Below are 17608 nucleotides of genomic sequence, written 5' to 3' on the forward strand. Positions count from 1 at the left end.
CTAACTTCAGGTCAATCACCTTTTCCATTTCCCTTCCGCTTTAAGGAGGCATCGCACTCTTTTTACACGCTCACCTTATCATTATTACGCATATGTAAAAATCATTTTCAAAATGGACGGATTATCATTTTTACTGAAACACCTAAAATGAGCACCAACAAAACGACGAAGCGCGGTAAGCAAACCTTAACTACGCTTATTACGTCACTCCATATACTGAAAATATAAAGGAAACATCCAATGTCGCTTGAAATCAAACCTGGTCAAACTCACATAAAATCAAAAGCAATGGTCGCTTGGGCTGCAGGTGAGCCGCTTAAAATGGAAGAAGTGGATGTACAACTTCCAAAAGCCGGCGAAGTGCTAGTACGCATCGTAGCAACTGGTGTTTGTCACACTGACGCATTCACACTATCAGGTGACGATCCAGAAGGTATCTTCCCTTCAATCCTTGGTCACGAAGGTGGCGGTATCGTTGAAATGGTTGGCGAAGGCGTAACAAGCGTTGAAGTTGGCGACCACGTTATCCCACTTTACACTGCTGAATGTGGTGAGTGTAAGTTCTGTAAATCTGGCAAAACGAACCTATGTCAGGCCGTTCGTGAAACGCAAGGTAAAGGCCTAATGCCAGATGGCACAAGCCGATTCTCTATCAACGGCGAAACTATCTTCCACTACATGGGGTGTTCTACTTTCTCTGAGTACACGGTTCTTCCAGAAATCTCACTAGCGAAAGTAAACAAAGAAGCACCACTTGAAGAAGTTTGTCTTCTAGGTTGTGGCGTAACCACTGGTATGGGTGCGGTATTAAACACAGCTAAAGTTGAAAAAGGCGACACCGTGGCAATCTTTGGTCTAGGCGGTATCGGTCTTTCTGCAATCATCGGTGCTCGCATGGCTGGTGCCAGCCGCATCATCGGTGTAGACATCAACGAAAGCAAATTCGACCTAGCGAAACAACTTGGTGCAACTGATTGCATCAACCCACAAAAATTCGACAAGCCAATTCAAGAAGTGATTGTTGAAATGACAGACGGTGGTGTTGACTACTCATTCGAATGTATCGGTAACGTAAACGTGATGCGCCAAGCACTTGAGTGCTGTCACAAAGGTTGGGGTGAGTCAGTCATCATTGGTGTTGCTGGTGCAGGTCAAGAGATCTCAACTCGTCCATTCCAACTGGTAACTGGTCGTGTATGGCGTGGCAGCGCTTTCGGTGGCGTTAAAGGTCGCTCTGAGCTTCCAGAAATCGTAAACCGTTACATGGCTGGAGAATTCGGCTTACAGGAGTTCATTACCCACACAATGGGATTAGCAGACGTCAACAAAGCGTTTGATCTGATGCATGAAGGTAAGAGCATCCGAACAGTTATCCATATGGATCAATAATGCTGCCTCAGGCTCTCCTTTTGGGGAGCCTGAATTCCTTCTGCTAATTAGAGAGTTTATTCATGACCATTGAAAATGTAAGCCAAGCCAAAGTGTTTGGCGGTTGGCACAAGCAATATACACACGAATCCAATGCCCTAAACTGCACCATGCGCTTCGCGATATTCTTGCCACCTAACGCAACGAAATCAAATCCCGTACCCGCGCTATACTGGCTCTCTGGTTTAACGTGTACCGATGAGAACTTTATGCAGAAAGCGGGCGCATTTCGTATGGCGGCCGAGCTTGGCATTGCGATCATTGCACCAGACACAAGTCCGAGAGGCGAAGGTATCGCTGACGACGAAAGCTATGACCTAGGAAAAGGAGCTGGCTTTTACCTTAATGCGACGCAAGCACCTTGGTCACTGCATTACTGCATGTACGACTATGTGACCGAGGAGTTACCTGCGATCATCGAAAGTAACTTCCCTGTCTCTGACGTGAAGTCGATTTCGGGTCACAGCATGGGCGGCCACGGAGCGCTCACCATTGGTCTGAAAAATTCAGAACAGTACCGTTCTATTTCAGCGTTCAGTCCAATCAGTAACCCAATGCAATGCCCTTGGGGACAAAAAGCCTTTACTGCTTACTTAGGCAAGGAGCTTGAAAGCTGGAAGCAATACGATGCAAGTGAACTTCTAAAACAACAACAATCACCATTACCAATTTTGGTTGATCAAGGTGATGCTGATGGTTTCTTAAATGAGCAGCTTAGACCGGAAGCGCTGATTGCTGCGGCAAAAATACACGATTCAAACCTAACCTTGAGAATGCAACCAGGCTATGACCATAGCTATTACTTCATCTCAAGCTTTATTGAAGAGCACCTCAACTTCCATGCAAAATATTTGTTTGCATAGTTAATTTAAGTAAGCTCATGAAATAAAAAATAAAGTCACCAAAACTAGGTGACTTTATTTTCTTTACGTACTAACAAATACATATCTGAATATCGATGATTTAAATATGTAAAATAATGTAACTTAAGAACAAATTCGACGTCCATTTCTCGCCTTATTAAATTCTCATTTCCGACACAGTATCTTTATTAAAAATGAAACAAAGCTGCACTAAAAACCAATTAAATACCGCGAAATCATTACGAAACTCTACCATCATCCCAATACTCTGAGCTTTTAATTAAGAAGCAACTTAATAACCTTGACGTGACGTAAACCGACAGTTATTTTTGAAACATAACGTATTATAAAATCTCATCCGGTTGGCTCTATAATTATAAATAAATTACCGCTAGCACCTTTGTCCTAGCTAAGAAAAAAGAATAAAACTCAAAAGGGCATATGATGAAAAAGATAGTCGCGCTAGGTCTGTTTTTTGTTGCGCCATTCTTGTCTGCAAATACGATCGTATTTAGTAGTAGCCAGCAGCCTAGTGTCATACTGGAACTGGAAGAGATCCAAGCTTTACCTGCCACTAGCTACACGATGACATTGCCTTGGCTTCCTGCCTCGTCAGAGTTTTTAGGCGTTAAACTCAGCACGCTTCTTACACACGTCTACGGAAAGGTACCAGAGCAGGTTGATATCAGCAGCTTAAACGACTACCACTCGACATTGTCCCGACAAGATATTCTTCGATATCAACCAATACTGGCTTATCAACAAGATCAGAATTACATAAAAGTCAGGAATAAAGGCCCTTTCTGGGTGATATATCCACTCAATCTCTATCCAGAGCTAAACTACAATAAATATCATGCGCAAATGGTATGGCAAGTAAATGAAATAAAAGAAAAATAATAAGAATGAAGTTATCAGAACCCTATTCTAAGAAACAAAGAATATTGCAATATTCTACCACCAGCAAAATGCTGCTGGTGGTGTTTGCCGTTTCTTTGCTTCTCGCGAATGTCGTGCTTTTACAGCAAACACGTTCACTCTCACAAAATTTTAATAACGAACAAAAACAAGCGACTTGGTTTTTATTCCAACTCTCCAAAGAACTATCAGAACTTGTCGGCGAGGCCAGACGGTTAGATGAAAACGTATTGAATATTGACGGTGCAGAGCTTCAATACGAGTTAGCGTGGAGTCGCTTTGACTTATTGACCAGTAGCACGAAAGCCAATAAGTTCTTTTCTCGGAACAACATGCACCTTTACTTCATTAACCTTTTTGAAGAGTTCAAAGAGCTAGAAAAACAACTAGTAGAAGCTAGAACAGGTGATAGCCAAGCTGCTGCTGCATTTTATCGTTCAACTCAAACACTATATTTAGGCTTAATAGACTTCGTTAATCAAAACTTCCGTCTAAGTAGTAAAGCTTATGAAGCACAAAAAGGTCAAACCCAGCGCTTAATGCAAGCACAATATATGCTGTTTGCGACGTTCGTTTTGTCGATTATCTCTCTAACTTATTTCTTTTATCGTGAATCCCATTTTCATAGAAAATTGGCGCTAAGCGACCCTTTGACGAACCTAGGGAACCGCAATGCACTATTCATTACCCTAAACAAATTTACTCAAGAAAAAAGGCCCTTTTCTCTCTGGATTCTAGATTTAAATGGTTTTAAAGAAGTCAACGACACACACGGACACCAAGTTGGCGACACTGTACTGCGGGAAATCGCTAGGCGGCTTAATTCTATGACACTCAATGATTTTACTGTTTATCGCATGGGAGGAGATGAGTTCGCGGTTATACTTGAAGGTGAACATCTCAATGAAGAGAACGTACGTGAGCAGATAAATACCGTCTTTGATGCACAAATATTAAACTCCGATAAAGTCTCAACACTTTCAACGAGCATGGGCTTAGCGCAATACCCTAAAGACAGTGACAATGTTGACTTTCTTATCAGCATAGCGGATAAGCGCATGTACAAAATGAAATTTCAACGTTAAACGGTATATATGATGAGAAAGTTCATGCAAGTACTGCTTCTACTGGCAGTCATTGCGGCAGGTGTGTTGGCTTGGGTATTTATTCCATCGCACGAAACCATCGGGCAAAAAACGCTTGAGCAGGCACTCAACGACGACTATAGCCTAGTTGGGCATCGAATCTACTCAACCGATCCGGATGCTGGCAACCGATTCGGCTACTTCGTATTGGCAACGGGCCAGAGCATTGAAGAGCAAGAGCCGTTTTTGGTCACTTCGGATCAGTTTATTCGCATGGAGCAAACGGGTGATAATACCTTGTCTGTGACCGTCAATGGCCGTATTTACCATTATCATAACGACTTGTGGGTGCCAAAATCAGACGGGAAATTGCAACACTTTTTAGTCAGCGCAACCGCCAAGTACGTACGCTAAAAACGGGAACATTACTCCCCCCCAAAAAAACAAAGCCCCGCAGTGTATGCGGGGCTTTTTACGTGAAGAAGAAAATAACATCGAAAAAATGAGCGTTACTTCGCTAACACTTTCTCTTTAATCACTTTGAGTACCCCAGCCTCTTGGTTGCTTGGCGCAGAATAACGAGCAATTTTCTTAATCTCTTCGTGCGCGTTGGCAACCGCGTACGAATGCTCACTGACTTGCAGCATTTCGAGGTCATTGAGGTAGTCACCAAACGTCATAGTTTCTGCCGGAGTAAAATTCATCGTCTCTTGAAGATGCTGAATGGCCGCACCTTTAGAGGCCTCGGCATTCATCACATCCAGCCAGATTTTTGCACTCACCACGACTTTATGCGTTGCGCCCAACTTTGCGTTCATGGTCGGGAACAGGAGCTCTTCCGAACCGTCAAAGTGACAAATTGCTACCTTAATAAACTCGTCTTCGACCTCAAGCAAATCCGGCACATATTCACAGCGGTGGTAGTACTTTTGAAATTCTTCCAGCGATTGCTGATCATGCGTTTCGATGTACGCCGAGCGCTTGCCACACAATACGATGTTCGCCCCGTCAATTTCACGAGCCGCTTTCACAATCTCCAACACTTCCGCTTTAGGAATGGTACAACTGTAGAGCTCTTTGTCTTGGTACATCACTAAGGTGCCGTTTTCAGCCACATACAACAGTCTGTCTTTGATTGGCGCGAACGTGTCTCGCAGACTGTAATACTGACGACCAGACGCAGCGGAAAACAAAATACCTTGCTCTTCCAGTTGCAAAAACAGATCGAAAAACTCCGGATCCAAACGACCGTATTGGTCAAGCAATGTGCCATCCATATCGGAAGCAATAAATTTGATGCGAACTTGTGACATTAACGAAAACTCTAAATGATGCTGCGAAAATATATCCATGTAAGGTACAGGATCTTGTATGAATCTCAAGTCGGGATGACGACGCTTTTCGCATTCACCAAGGGTGCTGTTTAAAGTAATCTTCACTGTGATCGATGAAAGCTCTCACCGCAGGAGACAAGTGTTTACGTGATGAATACAGCGCGTAAATGTTGAGATCATTTGGCTTCCAATCCGGCAACACCGACTCAAGCTGACCCGATTTGAGATAGATATTGCTCAAGTAAGTTGGCAACATCGAAATACCCATGCCTTGTAAAGCGCCATGCAATAACGCCGTGGCCTCATTGCTGGTTAGGCGACACTCAATTCCCACCGATTCGAACTGGTCGCCCTGAGACAAATGCCACACGTGACGCTCAAAGTTTTTGTATCCCAAACAGTCGTGTGAAGATAAATCTCGCGGATGCGCGATCGCGTGGTGAGTTTGTAAATATTGCGGTGATGCTACCAACACCGATTCGCACACCACAATCGGCTTACCAATCAAAGAAGGATCGGGATCTGACGCAATTCGGATCGCCAGATCGATACGTTGTTCGGTTAGATCACTCACTGAATCTTGCAGATCTATGTCGATATGCACTTTGGGGTGCTTTTGCATAAAACTGTTTACTACGGGGATCAACTGTGAGAATCCAAATGAAGTACTAGACGCAAGACGGATTTTTCCGGACAGCTCACCATCAGCGGCAATGTTCGACGTTAATGTATCGGCCTGTTTTAACCAGCGCTCAATCTGAGGCAAGCTGCGCTCCCCTGCGGTGGTGAGGGACACCTTGCGCGTGGTGCGGTGTAACAAACGAGTTTGCAGCCAGTTCTCCATCGCCTCTACATAACGAGTCACCATTGGCCGAGACATGTCTAACCGCTCTGCGGTCGCGGTAAAACTGCCAGAATACACCACATCCACAAACACTTTTGCTGCCGTTACTCTATCCATACATTTGATCGAAATAAGAAATAGTGATGCACATTATTGTGTATTTTTCCGAGCGTATCAATTTCCTAATATAGCTCCCGTTCCCAAGCCATGGTCGCTTGGCCCCAAATTCTTTAGGAGCTTATTATGAAAAAATTAACTTTGATTGCTGCATCCATTTTAATGGCAAGCCCTGTCCTAGCCTCTCCCCTTACTCTTGAGGTTTACAACGCCGACGGTAACAGCTTCCACGTAAACTCAACCTTGGTATACGGTGAGACTGACGCCATGGTTATCGACACTGGCTTCACCAAAGCTGACGCGATGCGCATTGCCGCTAAAGTGCTGGACTCAGGCAAAACGCTTAAAACCATTTTTATCAGCCAAGCGGACCCAGACTACTACTTTGGCGCAGAGGCCTTACACCAACAGTTCCCTGATGCGCAGATCATCACAACGCCTGCGGTTCAAAAAATTATTAAAGAGAAATTGGCTGGAAAGCTGGCGTACTGGGGACCAAAGCTTGGCGCAAACGCACCGGTAAAACCAGTGATCCCTGTCGCGTACGATAAAGCATCATTGGAGCTAGAAGGTCATAAGATTGAAATTCGTGGTAACCATGGCACATCAGCACACCGCCCTTACCTATGGATTCCAGATAACAAAGCGATTCTAGGTAACGTAGCCGTGTACTCAAACGTACATTTGTGGATGGCAGATGCCGCTGACCAGACCGCCATCAATGCTTGGGAGCAGCAACTTAGCGAGATGCTTGCGCTTAAACCTCAAGTGGTCATTCCTGGTCACATGAAAGCAGGCACAAAGCTGAACGCAGACACCATTCGCTACTCGCAACAATACTTGCAGGATTTTCAGCAAGCGAAAAAACACAGCAATAACAGCGTTCAACTCATTGACACCATGTCTGCGAAATACCCAGAAGCTCAATTGCCAATCGCGCTAGAAATCGGTGCGAAAGTGCATACTGGTGAAATGTCATGGTAACCGTGCATTACTTCTTCGATCCCATGTGTGGTTGGTGCTACGGGGCATCACCACTCATCGAAGCCTTGATGGACACCTCTCAATTTAAGGTAGAGCTTCATCCCGGCGGTATGATTGAGAAACGCGCGATTGAACCTGAATTTCGTCAGCACATCATCAACAGTGACGCTCGTATTGCAACCGAAACCGGAGCGACGTTTGGTGAAGCATATCTGCAACGCGTGAAAAGCGAAGATGCGTTTGTTCTTGATTCTTATCTACCAACACAAGCGATCTTGAGTGCGGAAAAAATGGGGCTGAATCCATGGCACATGCTAAAGGCCATCCAATCTGCGCATTATCAGCTCGGGTTAAAAGTGAATGAAGCATCGACGCTCAAAGCCATTGCAGAATCGCTAGGTTTAGCAAGTGATGCGTGGGAGCAAAACATGGCGTTAAGCGAAGCCGAACTAGATGAGAGAATTCGCTCTAGCCGACAATTGATGCGACAGTTACACGTTGGTGGTTATCCAACCCTGATTGCAGAAGTAAATGGCGAGTACTTGACCTTGCCGCACTCGGCCTACTACGACAAACCGGCACAGTGGAAGCTTGCATTACAAAAACTGCGATAAGCTCTTCCCCACTCGCTCTTGTTCTTAATCCAAGAGCGAGTGCCAACACCGACATGGCAATCCTGACTCAAACAGGTACAATCCTCGCTCGATTTTTTACTCTCGCGGATACCCACCATGCACTCGCCTGAACATTGTTTTACTCGTTTTACTGCTGATATTTCTGGCTATGAATTGCCAACGCAGTTTACGTTTCCGTTCTACTACACGCCGCATCCTCTTTGCGTTATGGCCGCAAAGCAATTGCAACAGCACTTATTAGCGCAAACCGACTTCGAACACGATTTTGGTTTGGTTAATGAAGAAACGGGGCGAGGCAAAATGTTTGGCGTATTACTAGTAGAAAGCCCTCAAGGCGATCTCGGCTTTTTAAGTGCGTTTTCTGGCAAAATTGCTGACCAAAACTTGATTCCAGGATTTGTCCCTCCTGTGTACGACATGCTGACCGATGAAGGCTTCTTCCGCGCAGAAACGGATGCCATCAACGCCGCCAGTGCGGAGTACAAAACCTGTGCCGCGAATCCGGAATTAGCGGATCTTAAAGCGCAAATCCAAGCCGACCGAGCCGCTTATCAGCAAGAGGAGCAAACACAGCGCCAAGTGATGATTGATGGCCGAGCAGCACGCAAGCGACAGCGCCAACAGGGCGAGCAAACGCTCAATGCCGATGACCTCAAAATCTTGTTGGATGAGTTGGGTAAACAAAGTGTCGCCGAGAAAAACGTTCTCAAATACTTAAAGCAAGCGTGGGATGAAAAGCTTGCAATCAAAGAAGCGCGATTGGCCGAGTTAGAGCAGCAACTTGCTCATCTGAAAGAGCAGCGCAAGACACTCTCCAACGCTTTGCAGCACAAACTGCATAAACAATACCGCTTTCTAAACAACCATGGCGAAGCACGCGACTTGGTGGACATTTTTGCGGACACCACAAACCCAGTCCCACCAGCAGGTGCAGGGGAATGTGCTGCGCCAAAACTGCTTCAATACGCGTTTAAACACGAATTCAAACCGCTGGCGCTGGCAGAATTTTGGTGGGGTGTGTCGCCAAAGTCTGAAGTTCGCCAACACAAAAAATTCTACCCATCGTGCAACAGCAAATGTCAGCCGATTTTGGGCCATATGATGCAAGGGCTGGATGTCGAACCTAATCCATTGGCGGAGAATTGGGCAGAAGACAAAGAACTAGAGATAATCTACCAAGACGACGCTATGGTCGTCGTCAACAAGCCCTCGGGCTTACTTTCAGTGCCTGGTAAAACTATCAAGGACTCTGCTTATACGCGCCTACAAGCGATGTACCCTGATGTGGAAGGGCCGTTTGTGATTCATCGTCTCGACATGGCGACCTCTGGCATTTTGGTGTTTGCCTTAACCAAGCGCGCGAACAAGGGTCTGCAAAAACAGTTTATGGCTCGCGGCGTACAAAAACGTTATATGGCACTGCTCGAAGGCGTATTAAACGAGCCGGAAGGGGAAATTTCACTGCCAATGCGTGGTGACCCCGACGACCGCCCACGTCAACTGGTGTGTTTTGAACACGGGAAACATGCGGAAACCTACTGGCAACTGATTGAAGTCAAAGATGGACGCAGCAAGGTATACATGTATCCGAAAACCGGGCGAACTCACCAACTACGTGTACACAGTGCTCATCACATGGGGTTAAACATGCCAATGGTTGGTGATGGTTTATACGGCGAAAAAGCGAATCGCTTACACCTGCATGCTGAGATGCTAGAGCTGGATCATCCATACAGCAAAGAGCGTATGGTGTTCAAAGCTGAGTGCGAATTCTAACGTCTTCCAGATTTTAAATAACAAAAAGGCACTGACTATCAGTGCCTTTTTTGGTTTCTAACAACAGAATAAGCGTGATGCGCGATACCGAAAACCGTTAGCTCACCTTAAACTTGGTCCACACCTGAGAACGCCAACGCCTTGCCATGATGATACCACGCACCCATTCATCGAGTGCGATTGCCATCCAAGCCCCTAAAACGCCATAACCCAAGTGGATGCCAAAGATGTAAGAGAAAAGCACGCCTAGTCCCCACATACTCAAAATCCCCATTTGCACTGGGAACTTGATGTCACCCGCGCCTTTGAGCCCCGCGATAAAGATCAGGTTAAACACACGTCCGGCCTCGAGCAAAATTGAGCCCATGACTAACGAACCTGCCAATGCGAGTATCTCTGGTTGATCGGTAAATACGCGCAGAATCTCTTCTCTAAACAGGTAAATCAGTGTGGTTGCCGCCGTTGATGCCACAAATCCCACTAAGAAGTAGATTTGTACGCGTTTTAAAATGCTGCTCACCCAACCTTTACCGATGTAGTAACCAGTCTGAATTTGCGCTGCCTGACCAATTGCCAACGCGAAAGCAAACGAGAAACGGGCAATGTTTTGTGCATAAGTGAAAGCCGCCAACGATGCCGTCCCCATTTGCACCACAAAGTACACAATGCAGATTTGCGCCACGTTGTAAGACAGCACTTCACCCGCGTTCATACCGCCGATTTTTAAGATCTTTTTGTAAATCTCTGCCGGTACTTGTTTCATAGTCGACATTGGTAGTTCAATGCTACTGCGAGCGAGAATAAACCATAACATTAACGTACCGATGACTTGGCTGACGACGGTTGCTATTGCTACACCTTGCACACCATACACAGGTAAACCGAATGGCTGGTAAAGCGCAATATAGTTACCAATGATGTTGAACACACCCGAGATCAAATTCACCACCATTGGGGAACGTGAATAACCATGACTACGCAGAATAGTTGTAAAAACAACGCCAATCGTAACGTTAAACGTCATCGCACCGCTTATCAGCAGATATTCATGAGCGTACTGCTCGACTTGCGCTTCCAAGCCGTAATACGGGAGTAGATACATCGCACCAAGCACGGCAATCACACTCAATAGCACACCGACGAGCACAGACAACGCAATACTCGCAACACCAACGCTCACTGACTCTTGCTCGCGTCCAGCGCCATTGTATTGGGCAATCAAAATCCCCGTACCGCTACTGACAAACGTCGAAACGATGATTAAAAAGAAGGTAATCTGCGTGATCACACCAACAGCGGATACGGCTTTGTCTGAGTAGCCACTCAGCATGAACACGTCACTGGTTCCTAAAGCCGTCCGTAGCAAAATTTCGACAAGAATTGGCCAAGCTAATGCCACGATGGACATTCGTTGGTTGATGTTTTGGCTTTTAGGCATGCTTGTAACCTTTCCTACAACTAAAAACTGCCTCACAATATTTGTGAAGCAGTTTAAAAATAGTGACTCGAACGAAGCTCGATATGAGGTTGTGATTTAGCGCGGATTCTAGTCGCATATTGGTCATAACGACAACAATATTTCGCCCTGTTTCGGAAAAATATTTCTAATGCATTTTCGAAACGACATATGCCTTGACGATACGTAGAGCAGAGATTGGTGAACAATACTCTCAATCAACGAGCACCGAACAGAATCAGGATAATCAATAGAAATGTGTCTAACTAGATACATTACTTTGATTTATCAGTCCAACCATATAGAGCCATGAAGAACCGTCATGAAAACCTGCATGCGCCACCATTCCTCTTTGAACACTCGCACCAAATCACACTGATGGCTTTGCACTAAAAATGACTGATATCACATTTGGAAACTTTGTTGTTCTATTTATCGCGAAAATACCGCCTAGAATAAGCGTACACGTTAATTAAGCAAGGATACATAATGTCGACATTGGCTGGGGCGCGCTTAGAAGAAATGGCGGACATCCGTTCAACAAGAAAAAAGAAAATTGTCTTTTTATGCTCCAGTATCGCCGCTGCCTGTTTAACTTATGGTTCCATTGCTCAATCACTTGAGAATAACTGGGGTTTAAGCTTTTTCCATGCTTTGTGTGCCTTGGCATGCTTAGCAATCAGTTATGTAATAAAAGTCCAGCGGCACCATCAATACGCCGACTTATGGCTAAGTGCTGTCTTAATGTTCGAAGGGTTATTGTTACTTCTGTATAACGACGCTCCGTCAGGCAAAATGTTATGGCTATATCCTATTGTCGCCACTCTGGTATTAATTAATGAGTTTAAGGTCGGTCTGTTGTTCAGTGGTACCTACATTTTACTGATCTTTTTTGGGGTCGCTTTTTTAGATCGACTGCCAGCAGCCACAGAAATCATAGAGCGGAGATTGATGCTGACCCTGATAGCGACCGCGTTTGTGTGTCACACGTTCTCGTATTACTACACGAAAGTCCTCAATTACATTCAAACACTGTATCGTGAGGGGATTGAGGAGTTAGCATATTTTGACCAGCTCACTGGGCTTGCCAATCGCTGGAGCTTTGAGACTTGGGCGCGCGCAAAGCTCGATGAAATCAAGCACTCATCTGATGACAGCATCACCGCATTGGTTTTTCTCGATATCGATAACTTCAAGCACATCAACGACACCTACGGGCACGATATTGGTGACCAAGTACTTCAAGCCTTCGCAACTCGATTAAAAAATAACATTCGCAACAAAGACAGAAAAACAGATAAACACGACTACTCCATCGCTCGATTTGCGGGCGACGAGTTTGTAATCATGCTTTACGATGTAAAAAGTAAAGATGACCTCGACAGCATCCTAAAACGGATCGTAAATCTGTTTCCGACAGGTTACCGAAGCTACGATATGATTAACGAGTTAACGATGAGTGTAGGTGCTGCTATCTATAAGCAAGATGCAAAGGATTTGTCTGAATTGACTCGATGTGCAGATAAAGCAATGTACGCAGCTAAACATACTGGTAAAAACCAGTACGCCTTTTATGAGCACTGCAATACGGAAGAACAGTCAACATCTGATGCACCAGCTGTACCAGAAGCTTGCTAATGACTAAGCGAACACATGCATCACCCAAAGCCCCACAACGAGGAATACGATTAACCACACTACTTGCAACGTTCTGTTCGGCTTGTCTTGCTGACGAGTGGGGTAATCTTTAAACGCACGGCCCTTCATTTTGCCCATTAAGCTCTTTCCTAGAGCACGTCGATAAAATTCACGTCTCTTATGAGCGGCATTGGCAACTTCGGTAAAGCGCTGTCTTTGCTCATTGGTGAGATCTTTGTCCTCGTAACGAGGAGGGAGATCAGAATGCTTGCGTTGTACTGCCATCACTTCCTCCCTGGTCGATGGGTACATTTTTATTAAGTATATACCCAAATAACCAAAAAGATGCGTTATAAGTGAAGCACATAGACGAAAAAACCACCCGAAGGTGGTTTTATGACGAGCAACAAATGAACGCTAGAAGTACTCACATAAATACGCAGTCGCTTCTTTCACTTGAAGCTCAAATGAAGAATTACCTTCCACTTCAAAAAACTCACCACTTTGATAAGTCGTCCAATCGCTCTCGCCAACACGCTTGACCACAAGCGCACCTTTTACAACCGTCATACGCTCTGGTGCTTGAGTACCAAACGTGTACTCACCAGGAAGCATCACACCAACGCTAACATCCTGATCTTTCTGGTTAAAGCCTAGTGATTTTACACTACCAGCAAAATAGCTATTTTCCTTAATATTCATTATTGGTTTCCTTATCAAAAGTCCGCTCTTTTTTACCTTGTTTCTTTCCGTTACTCAAGCTTTGAAAGCCATTAAACTCAACGTAATAACGCACATCCTTTGCTACTGAGCGAGAACCTCTTTTCACGAGGATTAATCAGGCGACCTAAACCGAGCAAGAAAAACTGCGAAGTAATGAATGTGAGCAAACAACAAAACCATCAATAAGATGTGTATCTGAATGTAAAAGTGGACATTAGATCATAGTTTCGTCGTCTCAATGGCGGGATTGTTTGTTTTTAAAAAGGAAGCTTTCCACCATGTTAAAAAAGTGGAGAAAATTAGATCTATGACGTACTCAACCCGCCGAAGGCGAAAAGCACGACAAGAACCAAAACTTTCATTTTTGGCTCGCCACCAATCCAAAATCCTCAAGAGTACATTTGTCTGCTTCGGGATGGGTCTGTTGACGTTTTTTGGCTATCAAATCCACCTCTCCTATCAAGACCACATTGATCCGGAAAAGGTGTACGGCGAATGGATTGAGATTGGCGCGCCACCCTACCAAACAGAACGTCTCGTTTTCACTGAAGATGGGGTATACCGAAACCATCGACTTATTACGACGGAATTTGAATTCGATGGCAAGGTCATCACGTTGAATACCGGATTAGGAAAGACCGCGTATCAGATCTCGGGCTCTCATCTTTCACCTCAAATACGCCGTATTGAGCCTCTTATTCCAGATCAGCGATTCATTCGTAAAGGATTTGAGCATACCGTTCAGGGCTCAGAAACCGGCGCAGCCTCTAAACGTCGTGCCGCGTTGAGTGAACACTTCAGCCGTGACTAATACGTTTTCACGGCTATTTTTCCTTTCAATTCTCTTTCTATATCAATGAAACAAAACCTTAATAAACAACAAAATAAGGTCTTCATCGCATTTAACTAACTCGTTACTGAGTAAACAATAATTTTAGTTTCTGCTGAGATTTTATAAATTATTGACTCAGTCTGACACTTTCTGTGTAACAGAGTGCGAGTTTTAGTTAAGTTCTCTCAAGTGCCTCGAAAACCGTCTTAATTTTTTTTGACGAAAAAAAACTCTCTGAAATGCTGAGTGTGATGCTTTTGCACGTGGAGTAAATCCAATCATCTTATCTGGTGCAAGAGCAGCCTATGTTCTAGGTAGAACATGAATCCAAGGATTGAGAGAGAAGTTATGATTCGATTTAACCTATGTGCAGCTGGAGTTGCTTTAGCGCTATCAGGTGCTGCAGTTGCGGCTCCAACCGCACCAAGTATCGATATGTACGGTTCCAACAACCTTCAGTTTTCTAAAATTGAACTCGCGATGGAAACCACGTCAGGCTACTACGACATGGTGAAATACCATGAGCAAGCGAAGATCACTGTTAAATTTAACCAGTGGAGTGGCACACCTGGTGACACTTACAACGTCTATTTTGATGGTGTAAAAGTAGCAAGCGGCCCTATCACTGGTAGCCAAACGACAGCTTCGTTTGAATACGGCCAAGGTGGCTTATACCAAATGGAAATCGAAGCATGTGATGCGACAGGTTGTGCGAAAAGCGCACCAGCTGAAATCACGATTGCAGATACCGATGGTTCTCACCTGAAGCCACTAACGATGAATGTTGATCCAAACAACAAAACCTACAATACCGATCCAAGCGTCGTGATGGGTACGTATTTTGTTGAATGGGGCATCTATGGCCGTGACTACACAGTCGATAATATGCCGGTCGACAACTTGACTCACATCCTTTACGGTTTTATCCCAATTTGTGGCCCAAATGAGTCTGTGAAGTCTGTTGGCGGCAACAGTTTCAACGCGCTACAAACTGCTTGTACAGGTGTGCCTGATTATGAAGTCGTTATCCATGACCCTTGGGCTGCTTATCAGAAGAGCTTCCCACAAGCTGGTCATGAATACAGCACGCCTATCAAGGGTAACTACGCAATGCTAATGGCATTGAAACAACGTAACCCTGATCTAAAAATCATCCCATCGATCGGTGGTTGGACACTGTCTGACCCATTCTTCGATTTCGTGGACAAGAAAAACCGAGACACATTCGTCGCATCAGTTAAGAAGTTCCTGAAAACTTGGAAATTCTACGACGGTGTTGATATCGACTGGGAATTCCCTGGCGGCGGCGGTGCAGCAGCCGATAAGGGCGACCCTGTAAACGATGGCCCAGCATACATCGCACTGATGCGTGAACTGCGCGTAATGCTTGATGAATTAGAAGCTGAGACAGGCCGTACTTACGAGCTAACGTCCGCTATCGGTGTCGGTTACGACAAGATTGAAGACGTAGACTACGCAGATGCGGTTCAGTACATGGATTACATCTTCGCAATGACTTACGACTTCTACGGCGGTTGGAACAACGTTCCTGGTCACCAGACTGCGCTTTACTGTGGTTCATTCATGCGTCCTGGTCAGTGTGACGGTAGTGGCGTTGATGAGAACGGCGAACCGTACAAAGGTCCTGCTTACACAGCAGATAACGGCATCCAACTTCTTCTTGCTCAAGGCGTTCCTGCGAACAAGCTAGTACTTGGTACAGCAATGTACGGTCGTGGCTGGGAAGGCGTAACTCCAGATACGCTAACCGATCCAAACGACCCAATGACAGGTACTGCTACAGGTAAACTGAAGGGCAGCACAGCGCAAGGTGTTTGGGAAGATGGCGTAATTGACTACAAAGGCATTAAGTCATTCATGCTAGGTGCAAACAACACTGGTATTAACGGCTTCGAGTACGGCTACGATGCACAAGCAGAAGCACCATGGGTATGGAACCGTACTACGGGCGAGTTGATCACATTTGATGACCACCGTTCAGTGCTAGCAAAAGGTAGCTACGCGAAGTCTCTTGGTCTTGCTGGTCTATTCTCTTGGGAAATTGACGCGGATAACGGTGACATTCTAAACGCGATGCACGAAGGTATGGCTGGTGGTGTGGTTCCTCAACCAAACCGTAAACCAACCGCAGCCGCTGGCGCAGATCAATCGGTAACAGGTCCTGCAAATGTGGTTCTAGATGGCAGCCTGTCAAAAGACTCTGACGGCACCATCGCAAGCTACGCTTGGGAACAAGTATCTGGCACAGCAGTGGTACTAACAGGTGCAAACACAGCGAAAGCAAGCTTTGATGCAGCAGAAGTTAGTGTTGAAGAACAATTAACTTTCAAGCTGACGGTGACTGATAACGAGGGTGCAACGGCATCTGACCTCGTTGTAGTAACAGTGAAACCAGCAGGTGTTGTTGACCCAGTGAACAGCGCACCAGTAGCGCAAGTTGTTGCTCCAGCGACAGCAAACGCTGGTGACGTTGTGGTTGTAGATGCAGCTGCGTCTAGCGATGCTGACAACGATACCCTGACATTCAACTGGACTCTACCTCAAGGTCTGAATGCAACGGTTGAAGGCTCTAAAGTCACGTTCACTGCTGCGGAATACCCGCAAGACACAAGCTTAAGCTTCACTGTAAGTGTGAGCGACGGTAAAGCGTCTTCATCGGCAAGCGCGACAGTGGTTGTTGCACAGCACACAACCGATCCGAACCCTGGTACTTGTGACAACGCATGGGATGCGAGCGCAGTGTACACAGGTGGTAACCAAGTGACTCACGCAGGTAAAACGTGGGAAGCGAAATGGTGGACTCAGGGTGACGATCCTAGCCAATCTGGCGAATGGGGCGTTTGGAAAGAAGTTGGCGTAGCTAACTGTAACTAACTTCAGCCTTGCAGACTTTCTGCTAAATAAACAAAGGACAGCTTCGGCTGTCCTTTTTGGATTTAACCTCTTAACGAGGA

The 17608-nt window shown here is 45.4% G+C and carries 16 protein-coding genes; 11 read left to right on the plus strand and 5 right to left on the minus strand.

The window, feature by feature from the left end; genetic code table 11:
* Positions 1-240 precede the first annotated feature (240 nt).
* The 5 genes from KJB35_RS02485 (at position 241) to KJB35_RS02505 (ending at position 4708) form a co-directional block, all read left to right on the plus strand.
* Positions 241-1389, plus strand: coding sequence for an S-(hydroxymethyl)glutathione dehydrogenase/class III alcohol dehydrogenase (locus tag KJB35_RS02485; protein ID WP_017821027.1), 1149 nt, complete (start codon positions 241-243; stop codon positions 1387-1389).
* Positions 1390-1451: 62 nt separating this feature from the next.
* Positions 1452-2291 carry an S-formylglutathione hydrolase gene (gene fghA, locus KJB35_RS02490; RefSeq protein WP_005374382.1) on the plus strand — a complete coding sequence of 280 codons (840 nt, stop codon included), beginning with the start codon at positions 1452-1454 and terminating at the stop codon, positions 2289-2291.
* A gap of 444 nt (positions 2292-2735) precedes the next feature.
* Positions 2736-3191, plus strand: coding sequence for an oxidoreductase (locus KJB35_RS02495; protein ID WP_158173505.1), 456 nt, complete (start codon positions 2736-2738; stop codon positions 3189-3191).
* A 5-nt stretch (positions 3192-3196) separates the two neighbouring features.
* The gene (locus tag KJB35_RS02500; protein ID WP_053303994.1) at positions 3197-4294 is read left to right on the plus strand and encodes a GGDEF domain-containing protein; all 1098 of its coding nucleotides are present in this window, start codon (positions 3197-3199) and stop codon (positions 4292-4294) included.
* Between the two features lie 9 nt (positions 4295-4303).
* Positions 4304-4708 (plus strand): hypothetical protein, encoded by a 405-nt coding sequence (locus tag KJB35_RS02505; RefSeq protein WP_044129611.1) that lies wholly within the window; start codon positions 4304-4306, stop codon positions 4706-4708.
* 95 nt (positions 4709-4803) lie between these two features.
* Here KJB35_RS02505 and KJB35_RS02510 read toward each other — a convergent pair whose 3' ends face one another.
* A complete protein-coding gene (locus KJB35_RS02510) occupies positions 4804-5607 on the minus strand; it encodes an HAD family hydrolase (protein ID WP_213907510.1) in 804 nt (267 codons plus the stop codon).
* Between the two features lie 94 nt (positions 5608-5701).
* Positions 5702-6589 carry a LysR family transcriptional regulator gene (locus KJB35_RS02515; protein WP_213907511.1) on the minus strand — a complete coding sequence of 296 codons (888 nt, stop codon included), beginning with the start codon at positions 6587-6589 and terminating at the stop codon, positions 5702-5704.
* Positions 6590-6715: 126 nt separating this feature from the next.
* Between KJB35_RS02515 and KJB35_RS02520 the strand changes: the two genes are divergently transcribed.
* The 3 genes from KJB35_RS02520 (at position 6716) to KJB35_RS02530 (ending at position 9984) form a co-directional block, all read left to right on the plus strand.
* Positions 6716-7573 carry an MBL fold metallo-hydrolase gene (locus KJB35_RS02520; RefSeq protein ID WP_169628496.1) on the plus strand — a complete coding sequence of 286 codons (858 nt, stop codon included), beginning with the start codon at positions 6716-6718 and terminating at the stop codon, positions 7571-7573.
* Positions 7567-8187, plus strand: coding sequence for a DsbA family protein (locus tag KJB35_RS02525; protein WP_017633828.1), 621 nt, complete (start codon positions 7567-7569; stop codon positions 8185-8187). The genes KJB35_RS02520 and KJB35_RS02525 overlap by 7 nt, the downstream gene beginning before the upstream one ends.
* A 117-nt stretch (positions 8188-8304) precedes the next feature.
* Entirely contained in the window at positions 8305-9984 is a 1680-nt protein-coding gene (locus tag KJB35_RS02530; RefSeq protein WP_213907512.1) for a pseudouridine synthase, read from the plus strand.
* Positions 9985-10081: 97 nt separating this feature from the next.
* Here KJB35_RS02530 and KJB35_RS02535 read toward each other — a convergent pair whose 3' ends face one another.
* Positions 10082-11422 carry an MATE family efflux transporter gene (locus tag KJB35_RS02535; protein WP_005374400.1) on the minus strand — a complete coding sequence of 447 codons (1341 nt, stop codon included), beginning with the start codon at positions 11420-11422 and terminating at the stop codon, positions 10082-10084.
* 507 nt (positions 11423-11929) lie between these two features.
* Between KJB35_RS02535 and KJB35_RS02540 the strand changes: the two genes are divergently transcribed.
* Entirely contained in the window at positions 11930-13078 is a 1149-nt protein-coding gene (locus KJB35_RS02540; protein WP_053308037.1) for a GGDEF domain-containing protein, read from the plus strand.
* Positions 13079-13081: 3 nt separating this feature from the next.
* On the opposite strand, the gene KJB35_RS02545 is transcribed toward KJB35_RS02540, so the two are convergent.
* Positions 13082-13363: a hypothetical protein gene (locus tag KJB35_RS02545; RefSeq protein WP_025768744.1), complete on the minus strand. Its 282-nt coding sequence runs from the start codon at positions 13361-13363 to the stop codon at positions 13082-13084.
* Positions 13364-13495: 132 nt separating this feature from the next.
* Positions 13496-13780, minus strand: coding sequence for a pyrimidine/purine nucleoside phosphorylase (locus KJB35_RS02550; protein ID WP_005383244.1), 285 nt, complete (start codon positions 13778-13780; stop codon positions 13496-13498).
* A gap of 328 nt (positions 13781-14108) precedes the next feature.
* Between KJB35_RS02550 and KJB35_RS02555 the strand changes: the two genes are divergently transcribed.
* Together KJB35_RS02555 and KJB35_RS02560 are read left to right on the plus strand one after the other, a co-directional pair.
* Positions 14109-14612 (plus strand): DUF2850 domain-containing protein, encoded by a 504-nt coding sequence (locus KJB35_RS02555; protein WP_206970541.1) that lies wholly within the window; start codon positions 14109-14111, stop codon positions 14610-14612.
* 369 nt (positions 14613-14981) lie between these two features.
* Positions 14982-17528, plus strand: a complete 2547-nt coding sequence (locus KJB35_RS02560) for a glycosyl hydrolase family 18 protein (protein ID WP_213907513.1) — start codon at positions 14982-14984, stop codon at positions 17526-17528.
* Positions 17529-17608: the final 80 nt, after the last annotated feature.

Source organism: Vibrio sp. D431a (assembly GCF_030248655.1).
In the GTDB taxonomy this organism is placed as follows: Bacteria; Pseudomonadota; Gammaproteobacteria; order Enterobacterales; family Vibrionaceae; genus Vibrio; species Vibrio alginolyticus.

Bases quoted from the DNA above. Each gene is read 5' to 3' on its own strand.
- KJB35_RS02485 (WP_017821027.1), top strand. From the start codon at position 241: ATGTCGCTTGAAATCAAACCTGGTCAAACTCACATAAAATCAAAAGCA.
- fghA (WP_005374382.1), top strand. From the start codon at position 1,452: ATGACCATTGAAAATGTAAGCCAAGCCAAAGTGTTTGGCGGTTGGCAC.
- KJB35_RS02495 (WP_158173505.1), top strand. From the start codon at position 2,736: ATGAAAAAGATAGTCGCGCTAGGTCTGTTTTTTGTTGCGCCATTCTTG.
- KJB35_RS02500 (WP_053303994.1), top strand. From the start codon at position 3,197: ATGAAGTTATCAGAACCCTATTCTAAGAAACAAAGAATATTGCAATAT.
- KJB35_RS02505 (WP_044129611.1), top strand. From the start codon at position 4,304: ATGATGAGAAAGTTCATGCAAGTACTGCTTCTACTGGCAGTCATTGCG.
- KJB35_RS02510 (WP_213907510.1), bottom strand. From the start codon at position 5,607: ATGTCACAAGTTCGCATCAAATTTATTGCTTCCGATATGGATGGCACA.
- KJB35_RS02515 (WP_213907511.1), bottom strand. From the start codon at position 6,589: ATGGATAGAGTAACGGCAGCAAAAGTGTTTGTGGATGTGGTGTATTCT.
- KJB35_RS02520 (WP_169628496.1), top strand. From the start codon at position 6,716: ATGAAAAAATTAACTTTGATTGCTGCATCCATTTTAATGGCAAGCCCT.
- KJB35_RS02525 (WP_017633828.1), top strand. From the start codon at position 7,567: ATGGTAACCGTGCATTACTTCTTCGATCCCATGTGTGGTTGGTGCTAC.
- KJB35_RS02530 (WP_213907512.1), top strand. From the start codon at position 8,305: ATGCACTCGCCTGAACATTGTTTTACTCGTTTTACTGCTGATATTTCT.
- KJB35_RS02535 (WP_005374400.1), bottom strand. From the start codon at position 11,422: ATGCCTAAAAGCCAAAACATCAACCAACGAATGTCCATCGTGGCATTA.
- KJB35_RS02540 (WP_053308037.1), top strand. From the start codon at position 11,930: ATGTCGACATTGGCTGGGGCGCGCTTAGAAGAAATGGCGGACATCCGT.
- KJB35_RS02545 (WP_025768744.1), bottom strand. From the start codon at position 13,363: ATGGCAGTACAACGCAAGCATTCTGATCTCCCTCCTCGTTACGAGGAC.
- KJB35_RS02550 (WP_005383244.1), bottom strand. From the start codon at position 13,780: ATGAATATTAAGGAAAATAGCTATTTTGCTGGTAGTGTAAAATCACTA.
- KJB35_RS02555 (WP_206970541.1), top strand. From the start codon at position 14,109: ATGACGTACTCAACCCGCCGAAGGCGAAAAGCACGACAAGAACCAAAA.
- KJB35_RS02560 (WP_213907513.1), top strand. From the start codon at position 14,982: ATGATTCGATTTAACCTATGTGCAGCTGGAGTTGCTTTAGCGCTATCA.